Source organism: Microcoleus sp. K1-B1 (assembly GCF_036704705.1).
GTDB lineage: Bacteria > Cyanobacteriota > Cyanobacteriia > Cyanobacteriales > Microcoleaceae > Microcoleus.
Map to the genome: position 1 here is coordinate 13124 of NZ_JAUBSH010000012.1, position 16462 is coordinate 29585.

At 45.6% G+C, this 16462-nt stretch carries 14 protein-coding genes and 1 CRISPR repeat array; of the genes, 9 read left to right on the forward strand and 5 right to left on the reverse strand.

Going from position 1 to position 16462, the window contains the following annotated elements; genetic code table 11:
* The 5 genes from QUA83_RS06295 to cas2 all read left to right on the forward strand — a co-directional run bounded on the left by QUA83_RS06295 (position 1) and on the right by cas2 (position 5354).
* The gene (locus QUA83_RS06295; protein WP_333292148.1) at positions 1-2016 is read left to right on the forward strand and encodes an RAMP superfamily CRISPR-associated protein; all 2016 of its coding nucleotides are present in this window, start codon (positions 1-3) and stop codon (positions 2014-2016) included.
* A 71-nt stretch (positions 2017-2087) separates the two neighbouring features.
* Entirely contained in the window at positions 2088-3668 is a 1581-nt protein-coding gene (locus tag QUA83_RS06300) for a hypothetical protein (protein ID WP_333292149.1), read from the forward strand.
* 91 nt (positions 3669-3759) lie between these two features.
* Positions 3760-4047 carry a CRISPR-associated protein Csx18 gene (csx18, locus tag QUA83_RS06305; RefSeq protein ID WP_333292150.1) on the forward strand — a complete coding sequence of 96 codons (288 nt, stop codon included), beginning with the start codon at positions 3760-3762 and terminating at the stop codon, positions 4045-4047.
* 32 nt (positions 4048-4079) lie between these two features.
* Positions 4080-5069, forward strand: a complete 990-nt coding sequence (gene cas1, locus QUA83_RS06310) for a CRISPR-associated endonuclease Cas1 (protein ID WP_333292151.1) — start codon at positions 4080-4082, stop codon at positions 5067-5069.
* Positions 5070-5072: 3 nt separating this feature from the next.
* Positions 5073-5354 carry a CRISPR-associated endonuclease Cas2 gene (gene cas2 / locus QUA83_RS06315; RefSeq protein WP_333292152.1) on the forward strand — a complete coding sequence of 94 codons (282 nt, stop codon included), beginning with the start codon at positions 5073-5075 and terminating at the stop codon, positions 5352-5354.
* Positions 5355-5541: 187 nt separating this feature from the next.
* Positions 5542-8295: a CRISPR direct-repeat array (repeat unit 36 nt; unit sequence CTCCCCACTCGTTGGGGAAACTAATTGAATGGAAAC).
* Positions 8296-8689: 394 nt separating this feature from the next.
* Here the strand turns inward: cas2 and QUA83_RS06320 are convergent.
* On the reverse strand, positions 8690-9202 hold the full coding sequence (locus QUA83_RS06320; protein WP_333292153.1) for a GNAT family N-acetyltransferase: 513 nt from the start codon (positions 9200-9202) through the stop codon (positions 8690-8692).
* Between the two features lie 194 nt (positions 9203-9396).
* On the opposite strand from QUA83_RS06320, the gene QUA83_RS06325 reads away from it, so the two are divergent.
* Both QUA83_RS06325 and QUA83_RS06330 read left to right on the forward strand, forming a co-directional pair.
* Positions 9397-10101 carry a site-specific integrase gene (locus QUA83_RS06325; RefSeq protein WP_333292154.1) on the forward strand — a complete coding sequence of 235 codons (705 nt, stop codon included), beginning with the start codon at positions 9397-9399 and terminating at the stop codon, positions 10099-10101.
* Positions 10102-10289: 188 nt separating this feature from the next.
* Positions 10290-11204, forward strand: a complete 915-nt coding sequence (locus QUA83_RS06330; RefSeq protein ID WP_333292155.1) for a GIY-YIG nuclease family protein — start codon at positions 10290-10292, stop codon at positions 11202-11204.
* A gap of 92 nt (positions 11205-11296) precedes the next feature.
* Here QUA83_RS06330 and QUA83_RS06335 read toward each other — a convergent pair.
* Together QUA83_RS06335 and QUA83_RS06340 are read right to left on the reverse strand one after the other, a co-directional pair.
* Positions 11297-12789, reverse strand: a protein-coding gene (locus tag QUA83_RS06335) for an IS5 family transposase (RefSeq protein ID WP_333292156.1) whose coding sequence is annotated in 2 segments (ribosomal slippage) — positions 11297-11448 and positions 11448-12789 — 1494 coding nt in all. Because the reading frame shifts where the segments join, the coding sequence is not laid out codon by codon here.
* A 120-nt stretch (positions 12790-12909) separates the two neighbouring features.
* A complete protein-coding gene (locus QUA83_RS06340) occupies positions 12910-14175 on the reverse strand; it encodes an alpha-L-fucosidase (protein WP_333292157.1) in 1266 nt (421 codons plus the stop codon).
* A gap of 131 nt (positions 14176-14306) precedes the next feature.
* Between QUA83_RS06340 and QUA83_RS06345 the strand changes: the two genes are divergently transcribed.
* Positions 14307-14669 (forward strand): DOPA 4,5-dioxygenase family protein, encoded by a 363-nt coding sequence (locus QUA83_RS06345; RefSeq protein ID WP_333292158.1) that lies wholly within the window; start codon positions 14307-14309, stop codon positions 14667-14669.
* A 268-nt stretch (positions 14670-14937) separates the two neighbouring features.
* Positions 14938-15414, forward strand: a complete 477-nt coding sequence (locus tag QUA83_RS06350) for an Hsp20/alpha crystallin family protein (RefSeq protein WP_333292159.1) — start codon at positions 14938-14940, stop codon at positions 15412-15414.
* A gap of 398 nt (positions 15415-15812) precedes the next feature.
* Here the strand turns inward: QUA83_RS06350 and QUA83_RS06355 are convergent, their stop codons facing one another.
* The gene (locus QUA83_RS06355; protein WP_333292160.1) at positions 15813-16154 is read right to left on the reverse strand and encodes a HepT-like ribonuclease domain-containing protein; all 342 of its coding nucleotides are present in this window, start codon (positions 16152-16154) and stop codon (positions 15813-15815) included.
* Positions 16151-16459: a nucleotidyltransferase domain-containing protein gene (locus QUA83_RS06360; RefSeq protein WP_333292161.1), complete on the reverse strand. Its 309-nt coding sequence runs from the start codon at positions 16457-16459 to the stop codon at positions 16151-16153. The genes QUA83_RS06355 and QUA83_RS06360 overlap by 4 nt, the downstream gene beginning before the upstream one ends.
* Between the last annotated feature and the right edge of the window lie 3 nt (positions 16460-16462).

Sequence of the window (16462 nt, forward strand, 5' to 3'; positions counted from 1 at the left end):
ATGTCGCCTAATCCTTGGGAACGCCCTAAACAACCGGGACAAGCAAAGCCTAAAGTATCGGGAACACCTAACCCTGCTACTCAAAAAGCTGGCACTAAACCAAAGAAAATCATTCCTCCCATTTCCGGCGGCGGTGGTGGCAGTGGCGGTGGTGGTGGCGGTGGCGGTGGACGCGCCCCTAATACGCCTGATGAACCGTCACCTTGGCTTGACCCCGAAAATGAACCGCAGCCTGATGGAACTGCCAGTTTTGTTGAGTATTTGCGGTGGATGCGATCGCCAGATCACCCTTACAAAGACCCTACCAAAGTGCAAATCCTGCAAATGGCAGAAGAAAAGGCAGATTATCGCGATCGCCTGACTCTACTTACCAACCGCACAAAGCTAATTGCCGGAGCAGGAAACTATTTTTCCGTTCAATGTCCTTGGCGAATTCGCACGGGCGGTCATCGCGGGCCGGAAAGCATCTTGTTACCTGCTTTTGATGCTTTGGGAATGCCTTATCTCGCGTCTTCTACGTTGCGTGGTGTTGCTAGAAATCAAGCCATTCGGGAAATCATCGCTGAGGACAAAGTAGACTGGAAAGAAGCTGAAGAACGAGTAGCGCCTTGGTTTGGTTCTCTGGAAGCAAAAGGAGGCGATCGGGCTGGCAAAGTCGTCTTTCTTGATGCTTATCCCTCACCCAGTCAAAAAGCGGGAGGGCTAGCAGTAGACATGGCAAATAATATCTGGAGTTGGGAGGGAAACTCGCTCAAATATAGCCCCAATCCCAACCCGTTTTTCTCGCTCAAAGAAGCTACTTTTGTCATTGGGTTGCGTCTCGCCAGCGGTTGCAATGATGCAAGTGTATTGCAGCGAGTTAAACAGTGGTTAATTAAAGGTTTGCAAGCAGGTATTGGATCGCAAGTTAACACCGGTTATGGAGAAATGTTAGTAGTAGGGGCAGGTCGGCCCACTGATGAATTTTTACGAGTGGAGTTTAGTTTAGAAGGGCAGTTAATTCACGGGCGGCAAAAGTTTACTAATTGGAACTGGAATGACTACAAAAATGAATGGCAAATGCGCGGTCAAGCTGAGGCTGAAGTCCGTCCCGTTGCTTTCAAGTCTATGCTGCGTTATTGGTTCCGTACTTTAGCAATGGGAGTGTTACCGCCCGATCGAGTCTGTAGTCTAGAGGCTATATTATTTGGAGCAATTAACCCGCAACGCGAATGGGGATGGATTAAATTTAAAGTCATTGAAAGAGTACATCCCAAACCTCAATCAAACCCAAGCACTGTTAATAAACAAAATGGTGAGTTAGTGTTTGCTTCTTCTCCTCTGATGCCCAGTCCCCAAAAAGAAACAATTACTGAGTTGATGAAAAATTTAACTTGGCTCATGTTCCACTTGGGAGGAATTGGTCAGGGAGCTAGGCGGCCTTGTTACTCGCGACAAAATCGTCCTTATCTGCGGGGTTCAACATTGATACCTGATGAAAGTGGAAAGTTTTGGAGTTTACCCAGCACTCCACAACAATTTCAACAACAATTTCGCGATCGCTTAGGGGATTTTTACACAGCATTAAATAATTTGCATAGTTTTTATGCAGCAAAGAAACAGCTAACGGCAATCACTATTAACGCCAATGCACCAAGAGTTATTAACCCAGGAAGTTCGCATCAGTGGGTCGAGGCTGTTGATGCCAATTGCATAATTGTAGTTACCTGTGGAAAAGATAGCGAGACAAAACCTCATGCTTTAGATATTCTCCATCAGCATTTTCATGATTGGGAAAACCAGCGTAAATATAGAGATGCTAAAAGCTTATGTGGCGGAGTTAAAGAGGACATTTTGATAGTTAACGGAGAAGAAGTCAAACGTAAAGTAACTCCTTCTCCTGTTTGGATTGCTGATTTAGACGATTATCAAGTTGTGACAGTCTTTGGGGCTACTCAAAACCCGCGCAAACAATATTTAGCAACTTTACAGGAACAGACTATTCAGCAAAATTTCGTTCAACTCTGGCCTGTTTGAAAAAGCGATCGCACTCATCTCTTTACTGTGCCATCGGTATCTTGTCCACTTATCCTACTCCTAATTAAACCATGAAAAACACACAAGTATCATCCAACTCTGTCAACACCCTCATCATCACTGTCGGCACGCGCCAAGTAGGATGGAACTGCAAAGATGGCGTTATTCGCTCCTTTGGTGCCGATGGCAATATCGGCTACCCCCGTCACGTAGACGAACTATATCAAGAAATAGGAATCCGTCGCCCACAGTATGAAGAAAAAGATAAAACTTATCCTTATAGCGCTAAAGATTTAGGCGAACGGTACTACGATCGGTGCATTTACGAACTCAGTTACGATTTTAGCAGAGTTGAACTGTTGCTAGACTATCAAATTATTGAAGCTGGCGTCAAACAAGGACTCAAACATATCATCTTGTGGGGAACTGACCAGCCAGATAACGTTTCTTGGTTCTACCGCCGCCTCGATACAATCTGGCTGGCTAAACTCATGGAAGCCAAAATCAAATCTATCTGGCCAAATCTGAAAGTTGATGTTCATACTCCCAAAATTGAAGCCAACGACAACACCGCTATTCGAGAAGAACTGGAACAGTTAATTTTGCGAGAAGCCCTTGAATTCTTTTCCCCCACAGGTATTGATGAACAGTTTGTTTTGTGGATTCAAAATAAAGGTTGCACACCTGCGATCGCCTCTGGTGTCGAAATCTGCGCTGCCGCTTTAGTCCGCCAATGTCAAGTCTTTAATGCCACTCCAGACGACCCCGAATCATTTTTTGCGCCTCACGCCAGCGGTGCTCAATTTGCCTGTCATTCTCCAGGCTACAAACTAATTCCAATGGGCGAATATTTCTGGCCGCTGGAACGAGTGCGGGTGATTTCTGCCTGGAAGCGGGGCGACTTTTCTGAAGCACAAATTTGGCTAAAACTTCATCAAAATCGCTACAGTCTTATTTATAAATTAGCGGGAATCTTGGCTCTTTCGGCTAATTGGGAAAATGACAAATTTTTAACTAAAATAGGAGAGTGGGTGCGCTCCAGAGACGTACTAAAATCTGTAGGAGAAACCCAGGTTAAAGCCTGGGAAGAACAGCTCGATCGGCTCAAAAATAATCAACCAACTCAAGCTTGGGAATCGAGTTTCCTGATTGAGTTGCCCTTGTATCGCCAAAACTACACGGCGGCTTTTATCCAGTTTGTCCAAACCTTAGAAAGGCTGCTACACCTGCGAAGCCAATCCGGTGATTGGCTTCGCAAAGGCTATATTACCGTTCCGGATCATTTGACTTATTTAGGCGATCGATATCAACCGGGATTTAGTGGATTAATTGACGCCTGGTGTAAATCTAAAAACTTTGATAAAAATCATAAATGGTACAAATTGCTGCACCAACTTCGAGAAAAACGGAATCAAGTAATTCACTCAGGCAAATCCGTAACTTTGGCTAATATTCGATCGATTTGGTCGGATGGAGGCTTGTTTACTGTCAAGCATTCAGAAGACCCGCAAGTAATTACAGACTTGATGGTAGAAGTGCTGAAAGAAATCTGCGATCGCACTTGGGAACTACCTCAAAAAACCTTCCTTCATTCCCTCTACGACTGGGGATTAAAAACACTCAACGACGAATCCGCCTCGACCAAAAATTAGGGTTATCAATAGATTTGACGTGAAATTTGTAAGGACGTGGTAATACACATTCCTACCCCTATCCATAATTGTCTCCTGAATAACCACAACTATGTACATCACATCTCGCGCCTCCACAATCCGTAACTTCTCCCTAGCCGCCGTCAACGGCACTATCACTCTCATCATTCTCCTAGTCGCACCACTCGGATTAGCTGCCGTAATTTCTAACACATTTCTTGTCACAGTAGCCACTTTTTTTGCATCGACAATCGCCGACCAAATCGTTCGCTATCTCCAACCATCTCGCGCCCCAGAAATCCAAATTTCCTTAGAATCTACCCCAGAATCGTCGCAAATTAGCCCGCGCCGTGGCGATTCCCAAAATTTAGACAGATAACCAACAATTTTGCAGCGGCGGGTTTATTGTTTATGCGTACCGTCTACGTTTCTCAGCCCGGTTGTTACGTTTCCCTGCACCAAGAAATGCTGGTCATCAAAAAAGGCGAATCTGTACTCGGTGAAATTCAGCTTCCTCTCCTCGAACAACTGCTGATTTTTGGTCAGTCTCAAGTCACAACTCAAGCAATTAGGACTTGTCTGTGGCGAAGTATTCCCATTGCTTATCTTTCCCGCATGGGTTACTGTTACGGGCGGATTCTTCCTATCGAGCGCGGTTATCGTCAACTTTCTCGCTACCAGCAACAGCTTTGTTTTGCAGAACGTTTGCAAGTAGCCAGACGCATCGTGCAAGCTAAGCTGAAAAACAGTCGCGTTATCCTGATGCGGCAGCAGCGCCGACAAGCTTCTGATGTCATTGTTTTTGCGATCGACTGTTTGGAACATTTAATCAAAAAAGCTGGGGAAGCTGAAACTATTGAGAAGTTGATGGGGATGGAAGGTGCGGGGGCTGCTCAGTATTTTTCGGCTTTTGAAGAGTGTTTGAGCAATCCTGATTTTGTGTTTGTCGGCAGGTCGCGCCGCCCTCCTGGTAATCCCGTTAATGCTATGCTCAGTTTTGGCTATCAAGTTCTCTGGAATCATTTGTTGAGTTTGATCGAATTGCAAGGGCTCGATCCGTATTCGGCTTGTTTGCACCAAGGAACGGAACGCCATGCAGCTTTGGCTTCGGATTTGATTGAGGAATTTCGGGCACCTATTATTGATTCGTTAGTTACTTATTTAGTCAACCGCCGATTTGTGGATGCTGGCAGCGATTTTGTCTACAGTAACGGCGGTTGTTACCTAAATGATTCTGGCAGGCGCAAGTACCTCAAAGCTTTTTTAGAACGCATGGAGGAGGAAATTGAAACTGACTCGGGCAAGCAGCCTAAGTGGGATTTGCTAAACCAACAAATCAAAGCCTACAAACAATTCGTTTACAACCCAACCGAGCTTTATAAACCTTACCAAATTCGTTAAGCCTTGCTTTTCTACGTGGTGATTTACGATATTCCCGACAACAAACGGCGCTCTAAAGTGCATGATTTGTTGGAAGGTTACGGGACTTGGGTGCAGTATAGCGCTTTTGAGTGCGTACTCAGTCGGGCTAAGTTTGATGAATTACGATCGCGAGTTGAGCAAAAGGTAAATCTCGAAGAGGATAGCATCCGGTTTTATCCGGTGTCGCGCCATACTTTGGGACAGGTGGAGGTTTTGGGAGTGGGAGCGCCGGTGACTCAAGCGGCTCGATCGGTGATTATTTAGCTCAGGTTGCGAGGCTGGTGGTAAATTAGCTCAAACGACCTTTTTCCGTCGTGAGCCTCGCAGCATTACGGGGCAAGGGTTTCAAGGATTGTTATGAGCGAACACAGGCGTGAGTTCCACAAAAAATATCTGAGCCTCGCAAATGGCCTCTAGACACCTTGCCCTGTCTTGGGTGTATTATGGAATACTCCCCACTCGTTGGGGAAACTAATTGAATGGAAACGAGAACTTGTTTGAACTCGTTGTAATCTCGGTGATCGAGTCTCCCCACTCGTTGGGGAAACTAATTGAATGGAAACTCAATGAATTTTGGTATTGTTACTCCTTCAATTTGACGTCTCCCCACTCGTTGGGGAAACTAATTGAATGGAAACACAATCATTAGGTATCTCATGCTCTAGAAAACTGTTAGACCTCCCCACTCGTTGGGGAAACTAATTGAATGGAAACTTGATTTTACCGTGATGGAACAAAGCAGCACACAGTTTATCTCCCCACTCGTTGGGGAAACTAATTGAATGGAAACAGTAACAGAGTCTTCATCTCGAAGGTCTGATAACCGTCTCCCCACTCGTTGGGGAAACTAATTGAATGGAAACTCTACACGGTTAAATAGCTCTAAGAAATCCTCTCTACCGTCTCCCCACTCGTTGGGGAAACTAATTGAATGGAAACTTTGCTTGTGTACCGCTACTCAGTTTTATGGTGTAGACTCCCCACTCGTTGGGGAAACTAATTGAATGGAAACTGGCGATCTAACTCCATTAGTTCGGCTTTTAATTCTCTCCCCACTCGTTGGGGAAACTAATTGAATGGAAACTCGACACTACTGTTATTGATTTTAACCAACAAGGCTACAAGCTCCCCACTCGTTGGGGAAACTAATTGAATGGAAACTTTGAAGTATACTGGTGAATGTTTTTACCCCTTCAACTCCCCACTCGTTGGGGAAACTAATTGAATGGAAACTGTAATAGCTCTTAAGACATTAACTTCTTCATTAAAACTCCCCACTCGTTGGGGAAACTAATTGAATGGAAACTTGGACGCTTTCTTCGATTTGAAAGATTCGATTGGCCTTTCGGCTCCCCACTCGTTGGGGAAACTAATTGAATGGAAACTTTATCAAGGTCGATCAAAAGTTTAGTTGTTGCCTGGTAGTGTAAGTCTCCTCCCCACTCGTTGGGGAAACTAATTGAATGGAAACTCGCACCCATTCTCTAAACTCATCATTCTTAGCTAAGAGAAGAAGACTCCCCACTCGTTGGGGAAACTAATTGAATGGAAACCAAATGTTGCTACGGTATTCCTTTCTAAGGTAACATCAATACTCCCCACTCGTTGGGGAAACTAATTGAATGGAAACAAAGGAGAGAAGAAAGCTCCTACTATTCAACGTTCTGCTCCCCACTCGTTGGGGAAACTAATTGAATGGAAACGAAAATCTTTACCTGAATCTAACTTCCATCTTTCGTAATAATCTCCCCACTCGTTGGGGAAACTAATTGAATGGAAACTATTTGGAGCAAAGCAATAGGTGATTTTTCGCTAAGAATTTTACTCCCCACTCGTTGGGGAAACTAATTGAATGGAAACCCGCTCTAATCCTTTGAGGACTAGATATTGAGCGAACTCCCCACTCGTTGGGGAAACTAATTGAATGGAAACCTTAAAAAAGTAGTGCTGACGCCGTTAACAGTTGTTCCCTCCCCACTCGTTGGGGAAACTAATTGAATGGAAACTCCGATAGCGGTTTCAAAGAAGGTACTTGTAAGCTCCCCACTCGTTGGGGAAACTAATTGAATGGAAACACTCATGAAATAAACTTGTGCAAGAATATAACGTGAGTAGTCTCCCCACTCGTTGGGGAAACTAATTGAATGGAAACAGAAAGGAAAGTTGCTCAACCAGTCGATCGCTTTGCCGTGCTCTCCCCACTCGTTGGGGAAACTAATTGAATGGAAACTTCTGGAAATGCTACGAACGCTAAATACAGTGGTCTTCTCCCCACTCGTTGGGGAAACTAATTGAATGGAAACCTTTTGCGGTCGCAGTGTCTAAATCTTCTTCCTGCTTATCTTTCAGCTCCCCACTCGTTGGGGAAACTAATTGAATGGAAACTTTTTCTTCCTTAACGCCTGACATCACTCTTTTATCTCCCCACTCGTTGGGGAAACTAATTGAATGGAAACGATACAATATCAGCCTTCTTGATTGTGATTTGCCCTCCCCACTCGTTGGGGAAACTAATTGAATGGAAACATCTTTGAAAGACAATAAAACTACAGGGGGTGCACTCCCCACTCGTTGGGGAAACTAATTGAATGGAAACTAGGCTTGATTAACACTTTTTCCGATGTTCTATAGGCTTCCTCCTCCCCACTCGTTGGGGAAACTAATTGAATGGAAACCCCGCTCGCCGAGATGACCGGCGGCGCCCAGGTCTGGTGGACTCCCCACTCGTTGGGGAAACTAATTGAATGGAAACTGCTAGGATCGTGGCAGTAGATAGAGTAGCGATTGTCAAATTGATGCTCCCCACTCGTTGGGGAAACTAATTGAATGGAAACGCTTCAATTGCATTTAGCAAACCCTGTAATCTTTGTCTCCCCACTCGTTGGGGAAACTAATTGAATGGAAACCAACGTTTAAGCTTTTAGGGTCTTTACCGCAGACTCCAGCTCCCCACTCGTTGGGGAAACTAATTGAATGGAAACTGCTTAATTTCGATGTCAAGATTTTTCTGAGCCACAACTCCCCACTCGCTGGGGAAACTAATTGAATGGAAACCGGACGCTGATTGGCATATCGGGAACCAACAAAGCATCGGCTCCCCACTCGTTGGGGAAACTAATTGAATGGAAACCTTGCTCTTAGCGCGCCTGTATCTATAATGTCACCCGGACTCCCCACTCGCTGTGGAAACTAATTCAATGGAAAAGCCCGGATAGCCTATATGGTGGCAGTCCGGGTTTTTCTGTTTTCACTTGTTGACGGCAGTTAAACGATGAGGCTAGAGAGTTTGCGATCGGTGCAACTAGCTCAGGAAAATCAATTTCTCCATCTTGGATGTGGAACCCCTACAACTCTCAAAATAGGTTCATCCTGACCCAGGGCTTAACACTGCTACAGATTCATCAGTATCTAAGCATTTCCCTGCCTAACCTTACCCTGCACCCTGGGGCTATCGCCTTTTTTGGTAGGGATTAGAACAACACCGACTAGGATCGCCGGACAATTAGAACAAAACTTAAAAGCACTCAAACCCTTTTGTAGACGGGAAATAGTGGCACACCCCCTGTCACGGCAGAAAGTGTCGGATTAGCGGCTAGGTACTAGCAGAGGTTCTGACTGTGGCAGAAGTGCGATCGCAAGGCGCAATTTAATTTCTCTCCTAAATCCAGAGAAATCCCAAAAACTGCATTTTCGATGTTTTCCTCTGAAGGCGGAACTATTTCAAATCCATGCTTCTTGTACCATTTGACAAGGCTGGGATTATTATTAATGTCTTCTTGAGTTAGAGAACCGTAGATTCGCTTAATTCCCCGCTGACGAGCTTTCTTTATCGCAAACTGCAACAGGTGAGTTCCCAGTCCCCTGCGACGGTAATCGATTGGCTTGGGTTCAACTAGCTGTCTCAAAAGAACTGCCCCTAAGTGCTCTGGAGCGTGAATTACATCGTCGCGAATCAAGATATCGCCTATCATCAACTTATCAGGCGGAGACAAAACGCAGTGAAGCGTACCAACTTCGCTGTTGCGGTACAAGAGTTTGGCAATAAAATATGAGCCTTCGTCCCCGTTTACTTGCAGGCGGTACTCTCGTCCTTGGCGAGCGCGAATAATCATCTGATCATTGTTTTCCGATGAACTTTCCAACATCATTTATTTTTAGAATATCCGATAGCGATTGTCGCTCATCGAATCTACGATGACCCTTATTTTCCTTGGCACCTCTCCTACCACGTTAAGAAATACCCCCGATCGATGCAGCAATGCAGTATTTGCGGCAAACTCTGTGGTATAGGGTCGAGTTTACCAAGATGAAGATAGAGGGACACGGGCAGGCCAAGATATTCACACAGGAGGAAATCGAACTCTTGTTCAACGAAGGTTTGCAAACCGATCGCGATCGCACGCTGTTCGGAGTTTGTCTCTACACCGCTTGTCGGATTGCCGAAGCTTGTTCCCTGGAAGTCATCGATATTTACACTGCCAGAGGTACAGTCCGACCTACAATCAACTTCCGCAAGCGCAACACCAAAGGAAAACTCCAAACCAGGACAATTCCAGTGATAGAGGATTTGCGAAGTCTCCTGACATCTTGGAAACCCAACGCGGGTCAGACTTATTTATTTCCCGGCCGCTACGCGAACCACCACTGGAAGCATTTGCACCCCAACTCAGCCGATCGGATTTTGAGAGAAGCGTTCGATCGCGCCGACATCGAGGGAGCATCCACCCACAGCTTCCGTCGCACCGCCCTGACTCAGATGAGCAACGCCGGAATTCCGCTGCGGATTATTCAAGAAATCAGCGGTCACAGTAACCTCGAACAGTTGCAGAAATACTTAGAGGTGAAGCCGGATCAAGTCAAAGGAGCGATCGCAAGTCTTTCCATGCTTTCCTACGCGGGGAAAGAGGTATTTCCCCGCGTACAGGATGAATTGTCGGCCGTGCCGTTACCGAGAGAGCAACTGTCACAAGGCCTATCAGACTCGGAACCTGAAGAAATTCCCGATTGGTGACGAGCAATTTTAGATTTTAGATTTTAGATTTTAGATTTGGGATGCAAGATTAAAGTCACGCATCAAGAGCATCGAGTGCCGATCGCTTTCTACCCCAAGGCAGAAACCCTCACCCCTGGATTTGTTACAATTCTCGATCGTGTGGAGCGGGTGCATCTACAAACCTGCTTAAAGGAGAATTGTTGACAATGTGGCTAAAATTTGGTGTTGCTCCCAGTGGTGAACTGGCGAGCATTGATGAGGTTGTGCGCGGAAAAACTAACCTCGCTTGTCTCTACTGCGGTGGCTCCCTCACAGCGAAAAAGGGTTCGGTGAAAGAGCACCACTTCGCGCACACCGGGGAGACTTGCAAGCCCGTGTCGCAGCGGATTAAAACCAAAGCGTTTCCATCGCTGCCCCTTTACGATAATTTCACCATCCAGCTTAAGGGAGAGGAATTGGAACAGTTGAAAGTGCTGTGGAAAGAGTACGGGGCCCAAAAGCGAGCGATTCCCAAAGACTTGGTAAACTTTCGGTGGGAACTCAAAGGATTGCTAGAGTCATCGGGCGATCGCTTGTATCAGTTCACCAATCTCGGAAAAATCCCGGTGGGTGCGCTTCCCCTGGTGTTGTTCAATCGCGTTCAGGAACCTTTGCTGCTGGCTGAGTTGAGCAAATTGGAGAACTCCGCTGCGGTGGCGGAAGCTGCTGGACTTTCCTGTGCGGATGAACGGCGGGCTGATTTGCTGATTTATCGATCGCAGCTTCGTCGGATTCTGGTGAATTCGCTCTACTTCCTGGAGGTAAAAGCGGACGGTCAAACGTTCTACAAAATTGGCATTACTACTCGATCAATTGAAGAACGAATCGCCGAGGTGCAGCGGGATGTGAGAGCGCATTACTCGGATGTGGTTGTTAATTTGCTGGGACTGTGGCAACACCGGGGGAATGTGGAGCTCTACTTCAAGCACCGGTACAAAGCTTTTAATTATCGCATTGGGAAACTAACAGAGTATTTTGCGTTTTCTGATGTCAAGGCTGTGTTGAATGATTTGTACGGGATGGAAGCAAAAGTGTTGAGTGATATTGAGGTGGATGCGATCGGCAACTGGGGTAGGAAGTGAAGAAGTGCGATCGCTACACTGGTTACATCCTTGTTCTAAGTAGGGCTTGCTGAATAAGTTAAGAAAAATCGCTATCGCAATTAATGGGTGATTCAAGCTCGGCGAAACATAATTTTTTGTTGACCATAACTTGGCCAGTTATAGCTTTTAGTAATAATTGACCCGTAAACAGGTGTGATTTTTGGTTTTCGACGTAAAAACACACAAAAAACCCGTCTTAACCAGGTAGAAAGGTTCATTACTAAAAAGTAATAGCAATAGCTGTACCCGAAGTATTATCAAGTTTTGCCATCACGCGATTCAAGGTGAATCTTCTTTTTCCTTGTCCGAATTTTCCCTCAATAGAGTTACGAATTCTCTCATCTTCCCAGGCTTGTTTCTTTGTTTCCTTACTGACATTTGCTGGTGGCCTTCCTAACGGAGGCCCACTCATTCTAATTCCTCTTTCTTTACACCAAGCTCGGTTTTCCCTTGTTCGATAAATGCGATCTGCATGGACTGATTCTGGGTAGTATCCTGTGTAGCTTTTAAATGCTTCTATTTGGGCTTTTAAGTCTCCCGACTCATTAAAGTTATCCCAACTTATCCGGTCTAAAAATACATATCCCTCACAGCAACTCGCTGACAGTTTAGCTCCAAACTCTGTGTTTTTTCCGGCTTTCCCTCTAATAATGGGCCGGATGTGGGGTTGGCTTAAACTTACTATTCTATCCGATATACTCTGTTTGTTATTTTCCCATAGCCAGAGTTGTTGGCGATAGACTTCTGTGAGGACTAACAAAGTTTTATATTGTTTTTTGTTCAGACTTCCTAGGTTCGCACCTGATTCGATTAGCTGTTCAATATGAGCTAAGTTTCTTTTGATATATTGCAGTTGTTTTTTCCGAGCTTGTTTTTTTTTATGGCGGGACGGTCGTTTTTCTTTGGCTACTGCTAAGAAGTCTTTTCTGGCTAGTTTTCGGTAGGTTCTGGGTTTTTTCTTGATTTTTCCTTTGAGCGACTTATAAAGGATGTCGATGATTTTTTCGGTATGAACTCTGGCTCCGTTTAATAGTCCTAAGTCGGTCGGATAGCTAATATCCGCTGGAGCACAAGTCGCATCTAGAATTAATTTCCCTTGATTGGGTGACTCATTTGTGGCGACCGAATCCTTTTTTTTTTCGGGCGGGCTTGGGGTAGTTTCCCATATTTCCTTGACCATTCTTTCATTGACTTTATTCACTAACTCAGCACTGATTCGTTGCCGAAAGTGAACTAATAGTGATGGGTCAAAGGGGAGTTCATTACTGTAGGTTGATTGACCAATAAAGTATTGCAGATAGGGATTTTCACGAATTTGTTCTACAGTCTCTCTATCGCTGATTCCCAGTTTTTCTTTGATAATTAATGCTCCCAATGCCATCCTAAATGATTTGGCTGGTGCTCCCATTTCGGTCGAGAAATTTGCCGCATAAGCTGATTCAAATTCTACCCAAGGAATTAGTTTTGCTATCTTGACCCAACGGTTATCTTCGGCTAACTTGCATCCGTTGGGGAGTTCAAAGTCGAAGGGTTCATGGGGAACAGACTCAGCTTTTCGGTACATGACTGCCAATGGTGATGCACGGGTTTTGAGTCATTATACCTGTTTTTCTTGCACCCTTACTACCTTTGTGCGTCCGAAAATCCTGGAGCGTGTTTACTTGAACCACTGATTCAGCAAGCCCTAAGTATCATTGGCTGGAGCAATATCAACTGCAATCACCGTAGCATAGGGATTGAGAGCTTCTTCAGGCACTTGAATTGTTAACTCCCCAAGAGGATCGGCACTTAACATAGAATCGACAATCGCACAGCGAGTTGAGTGTTCCAATAACTGCCCTCCACCTACCATAGCAACTGCTTGAATCCGTTTAATGGGTACACCTCGTACTGTTACTGAGTCGTAGGGCTTCATTAGCAAGAATAAGTAAAAGCGATTGCCCAGCCGAGTAGAAGGGCCGTAGAATTGCCAAGGTTCCAGTCCAGGCTGTGTTCCTACGATGCTCTGAGCATAGACAGCCATCCATTCTTCTACGAATTGCAACAAATCCAATTGTTCAGATTGAATCTGCCCATTGCCCGTAGGACTGACATTCAACAGCAAATTGCCGCCTTTACCGGCAACTTCACAGAGGGTATGAATAAGTTGGCGAGCTGACTTGAATTGGGTGTCCTTCGGGTTGTAACCCCAGCTTTCATTCAGAGTTAGGCAAGCTTCCCAAGTACGTTGAGGCGGTTGGGGGGGAATGAATTGTTCGCAGGTATCGAAGTCTCCAAATCCAGGGAGGCGATCGTTGATTAACAAATGCGGTTGCAGCGAGCGAATCATTTCATGTAGCTCTCTAGCTTGCCATTGCTCTGACTTTCGCTCCCAACCGCCATCAAACCAAAGCAAGTCAATCTTTCCATAGTTGCTCAACAATTCTCTGACTTGAGCGAACATAAATTCAAGGTAGCGCTCCCACGCTCGACTCGTCGGCTGTCGAAACTTCCCAAACTGATACGGTTTGTCGGCTTCTGTAAAAGCCGGATAGTCAGGGTAATGCCAGTCAATCAAGGAAAAATACAACCCAATTCGCAAACCCTCCGCCCGCATCGCCTCCACAAATTCTCGGACAATATCTTTTTTGTACGGCGCATACTCGATAGAAAAGTCGGATTGCTGGGTATGAAATAAGGAAAATCCATCATGATGTTTAGCCGTCAAAATCACATACTGCATCCCCAAGCGTTTTGCTAAATTAGCCCAAGTTTGAGGGTTGTATTCAGTCGGATTGAAAGTTTGCGCGGTACGGTGATAGTCTGCTACCGGAACATCTTGGCAGTACGGCAAGCTAAAGACGCCTCCCACCAACGGCCAAGATATTTCGTACCCGCACTGGCTGCTATGGCTCCAGTGAACAAACATTCCCAATCGTGCTGTCTCAAACCAGTTGTTTTCTTGAGTCATTAGTTCACCCTGAAATAGGCGGTATTGCTGAAAGAGTAATGTTTAGTCGCAGGTAAAATTAATAAGCTAGGGTATACTTCTTTGTTGGATTTGGCTGCAATGAACCTCCCCATAATACCCCACTGAAAATCATGAAAGCAGACACCATCGAAATTGTTGGTTTTCACGCACATATTTACTTTGACAGTGATAGCCGCGATGCTGCTGCGCGTGTACGCGAAGGATTGGCTCAGTTTGAGGTACAGCTAGGGCGTTGGCACGACAAACCCATTGGCCCCCACCCCCAAGCCATGTATCAAGTTGCGTTTTTACCCCCACAGTTTGGCACAGTCGTTCCTTGGTTGATGCTCCACCGCTCTGGGTTAGATATTCTCGTCCATCCCGAAACAGGCGACGATGTGGCAGACCATACAACACATTCTTTGTGGCTGGGAGAAAAACTAGAGCTGAATGTTGAAGTTCTGCGGCCTAAAACGGCCAGCACCAGCGGGTGAGCTCGCACGCCAGCAAAGTTCGCTCGGCAAGCTCATCATGGCGTTGCCACAGCATTTTCGGTTTCTAGGAATAGCTTTGTACGGTTTTCTTCAATGCTAATTACTCTGATTGCTTCGCACTAATTCTGGCAAATACGACTAACAGAGTAGGGTTCTCCTGACTGTTCCTCCCACTTATAGAACGGCATCATAATAACTGTAAGCAATGAGCTTCAACCAAAACAAACTTATAGAGCTTTACCAATCTTTGAGGTGACAGATTATGTTGATGCGCTCTTGGCAACCCTTCACGGAAATTGAAACCATCCGTCAGCAACTCGATAAAGTTTTTGACCAACTGGCAACAACGAGAGATAATTCAGAAGCCACTTGGATGCCCGCTCTAGAATTGGCTGATGCTGGCGACAACTTCGTATTAAAAGCGCAACTGCCTGGAATTGACCCCAAAGACGTTGACGTTCAAGTCACTCGCGAAGCAATTTCTATCTCTGGGGAACGCCGCTACGAAAACACTGACGAGAAATCTGGCTACGTCCGCTCAGAATTCCGCTACGGCAAATTCCACCGGGTGCTTCCCTTGCCCGTACCCATTCAAAACGACTCTGTGCAAGCTGAATGCAAAGATGGCATTCTAACGCTAACACTGCCCAAAGTAACTGAAGCTCGCAATAAAGTCGTCAAGATTAACTTAGCCGAAATTGCTGGAGCTTCAACAAATCCAGCTTTGGAACAGGCTAACCAATAACGATCGGCTGTGCTTAATCGAGTGAGGCAAAGTTTCCTTTCATTGAGCCTGATTGGATTTAGTTAACAACAACGGAACTGGAAAAGCTGATGCCGGGAGCTACACTTGCTCTCGGTATTCTTTATTTGGGAAACCCGATCGAAAAATCACTTGAACCCGCAATGAATTCAGTAACGGTTACAAGGCAAGAGAGAGCCTGACGAGCAGAATACCCAATCGATCGTCCAGGGGCTTTGAAGTCCCTCAGTCTTCCGTTCCACCTCGTTCTGTGGCGAATAAAGATGCTTGGAGTGCATTAGACCACGGAGCGCTTTTACGGTCATCAGGAATTCTTGGGAAAAACGCTGCTGCCAGAAACGCTGCTGCCAGAAACACTGCTGCCAGAAACGCTGCTTAACTCACACCTCTGGTAACTCCTGTAAAATCTGTTCTACTGTTACCTTCAGCGGAGGTAAATTATTCTGTACGATCGCCCAAACTAGGTTTAGCGAGACTCTGAAATATTCATGCACTACCAGGTTTCTAAACGCTACAATTTGCGCCCACGGCACTTGGGAATATCGACCTGTCAACTCGGACGATAACGCATTTGTTGCTTCTCCAATAATCTGGAGGTGATGAACAATCCAAATTTGGATTAATTCTTGGTTATCAAATGCCTGCCTGCCTTGGCTTGCATATCGTTCAATTGCGGCTATTGCATCTAATATATCTTGTAGCCGTTCCGCTTCCCGCCTCATAGTGGTACAGCTTCCTGCAAAACGCGCTCCCGAATGCGTTCTTTCAACATATCCACTGTGGCGATATCGACCTTGCGATTGAGCAGTTGTTCCAAATCAAGCAATAGCCCACCTGGAAACCAAGGCGTAATTTTCTCTAAATCGTAATCCACTAACAAATCAATATCGCTTTCTGGGGTCGCTTCGCCCCGTGCTACCGAACCGAATACGCGCACGTTGTAGGCTCCGTGCTTTTGGGCAATTGCTAGAATTTGCGATCGCTCATAATACAGTAATTCTTGAATGCCTAATCCTGTTTGGCTCATCAA

What these genes read in the sequence shown, in the direction of transcription:
- QUA83_RS06295 (WP_333292148.1), top strand. Translation starts at nt 1, where the DNA reads ATGTCGCCTAATCCTTGGGAACGCCCTAAACAACCGGGACAAGCAAAG.
- QUA83_RS06300 (WP_333292149.1), top strand. Translation starts at nt 2,088, where the DNA reads ATGAAAAACACACAAGTATCATCCAACTCTGTCAACACCCTCATCATC.
- csx18 (WP_333292150.1), top strand. Translation starts at nt 3,760, where the DNA reads ATGTACATCACATCTCGCGCCTCCACAATCCGTAACTTCTCCCTAGCC.
- cas1 (WP_333292151.1), top strand. Translation starts at nt 4,080, where the DNA reads ATGCGTACCGTCTACGTTTCTCAGCCCGGTTGTTACGTTTCCCTGCAC.
- QUA83_RS06320 (WP_333292153.1), bottom strand. Translation starts at nt 9,202, where the DNA reads ATGATTATTCGCGCTCGCCAAGGACGAGAGTACCGCCTGCAAGTAAAC.
- QUA83_RS06325 (WP_333292154.1), top strand. Translation starts at nt 9,397, where the DNA reads ATGAAGATAGAGGGACACGGGCAGGCCAAGATATTCACACAGGAGGAA.
- QUA83_RS06330 (WP_333292155.1), top strand. Translation starts at nt 10,290, where the DNA reads ATGTGGCTAAAATTTGGTGTTGCTCCCAGTGGTGAACTGGCGAGCATT.
- QUA83_RS06340 (WP_333292157.1), bottom strand. Translation starts at nt 14,175, where the DNA reads ATGACTCAAGAAAACAACTGGTTTGAGACAGCACGATTGGGAATGTTT.
- QUA83_RS06345 (WP_333292158.1), top strand. Translation starts at nt 14,307, where the DNA reads ATGAAAGCAGACACCATCGAAATTGTTGGTTTTCACGCACATATTTAC.
- QUA83_RS06350 (WP_333292159.1), top strand. Translation starts at nt 14,938, where the DNA reads ATGCGCTCTTGGCAACCCTTCACGGAAATTGAAACCATCCGTCAGCAA.
- QUA83_RS06355 (WP_333292160.1), bottom strand. Translation starts at nt 16,154, where the DNA reads ATGAGGCGGGAAGCGGAACGGCTACAAGATATATTAGATGCAATAGCC.
- QUA83_RS06360 (WP_333292161.1), bottom strand. Translation starts at nt 16,459, where the DNA reads ATGAGCCAAACAGGATTAGGCATTCAAGAATTACTGTATTATGAGCGA.